We start from the raw sequence: 1,536 nt of genomic DNA, 5'->3' as shown, positions 1-1,536 counted from the left end.
GCTCATGGTGCGGGTACATGCCTACCTCAACGCGCGGAATGCACAGCGCTCTGCCTGTCCATCCCTGCGCCGAGCCGACCTCAGGCGTGCCTCCTGACGTCGTGCGAGAATCGAGATCGTTGGTTTAGGTATCAAATATTCAGCTCTTTCTACCGTCACCAAATCCTCATGAACGCCTCCGCCGTCAATGCGTCCCCAGCCTTTGACAGTCGTCCACTACCGCAGCCGCCTGCAGCCGTGACGCCCTTTCTGTCGGATGTCGCCACGAAGAGAGGAGGGGGCTGGTGAAGGGCTTCGGCTGTCTAGCGGTGCTGTTTGGGGGTGCACTCAAGCTCTGGTCAGCCTGTTGGGTAATCGCCCTGCTCGTCGCCCACGCGCACGGGAAAATACAGGAGCCGGCCAAAATGGTTGCCGCCCTGTGGGGGGTGATGGTCGTACTCCCCTTCCTGCTCGGCCAATTTCTGTGGAAGAAGGGGCGTTCGTCCCAAGAAGAGCGCGAGCCCGCTCACTGGGTAACGCCGACCGTGGAGCGCCGTGACCCCATGGCTGAGCTGGCTGACTTCATCCGCAACAAGGGGGATGTCACCGTCAAGGACGTGGCCATCTTCTGTCAGGTGTCGGAAGAGAAGGCTGAACAATTCATCCTGAAGCTCATCGCCGCCGGTGAAATCAACCGAGTCTTCGAACCCCAGAAGGGGGCTTACGTTGTTTCCTCCTTCACCCCGGGGCGGACTTCCGCCGGCTTCCTGTCGAGCGCTGTTTCCCTCGGCAACGTGAGCACAGATGCATCCGCTTCATCAGAAAACGTCACTGTCTCAACTCGGCGCCTCGAGCACCGCTGCCCTTCGTGCAACGCTCCACAGGACCTCGGCGAATCAAGTCCCGGAGACAAGCGCGTCTGTCCCTATTGCGATATCGCCTTCCTGGTGGTCGCCGCGTCGCCCGGCCCCTGAACAAAGAGCCCGCCTGCTGCTGGAGGAGGAGATTCGAGGCCTGCTGACGTCCTTGGGGCACCTGGACGTGGTTACACTCCGCCTTGGCCCTGACCTGCTGGGCACGCCCTAGTGTCGCGGTGGCAGGCCCGTCGCGAGCTTGCCGTTGTCCCGCCACAGGATGAGCTGTCCCGACGGTGCCTCACAGCGCTCGATTCGGGGGCCATGTTCCGGATGCAGGGGAATCTCCGGGTGACGCCGGTGCTCGGGATTGAGACAGACCGCGCCCTCGGGACTCCAGAGGGCCTCCAGGAAGTCGGTGCGCTCGATGCCACCCTCCGCGTCTCGCCCAAACCCATACTCATCCCGTTTGACGATGCGAGTGCCCGTCAGTGTGTAGCTCTTGAGGTCGCCCTTGCCCACGAAGTACGCCGCGCGCTTCGCCTGGAGACAGGAGCCATAGACATATTCCCGATTCGGGTCCGACACCCCTGTCTGGGGATTCCAGGGGCTGTAACCCCAATCCAGGCACGTGACGATGGCGCCGGACTCGCAACCAAGCGTCGTGACGTTGGCGTCGGCGGTGACGGCGGCATTCATGTCA

Annotated in this window: 2 protein-coding genes; one reads left to right on the top strand and one right to left on the bottom strand. The window is 62.6% G+C overall.

The features are described from left to right. Positions 1 to 284 precede the first annotated feature (284 nt). Positions 285 to 953, top strand: a complete 669-nt coding sequence (locus HR086_RS46755; protein ID WP_174468901.1) for a hypothetical protein — start codon at positions 285 to 287, stop codon at positions 951 to 953. Positions 954 to 1,061: 108 nt separating this feature from the next. On the opposite strand, the gene HR086_RS46750 is transcribed toward HR086_RS46755, so the two are convergent. Then, the coding region (locus HR086_RS46750) for an ADYC domain-containing protein (protein ID WP_254626773.1) at positions 1,062 to 1,536 on the bottom strand (475 nt) is incomplete at its 5' end.

The sequence above is a fragment of the Myxococcus sp. CA039A genome, from assembly GCF_013336645.1.
Taxonomy (GTDB): domain Bacteria; phylum Myxococcota; class Myxococcia; order Myxococcales; family Myxococcaceae; genus Myxococcus; species Myxococcus llanfairpwllgwyngyllgogerychwyrndrobwllllantysiliogogogochensis.
Note: the sequence above shows the minus strand (reverse complement) of the source record. Positions and strands in the feature narration are given on the sequence as shown.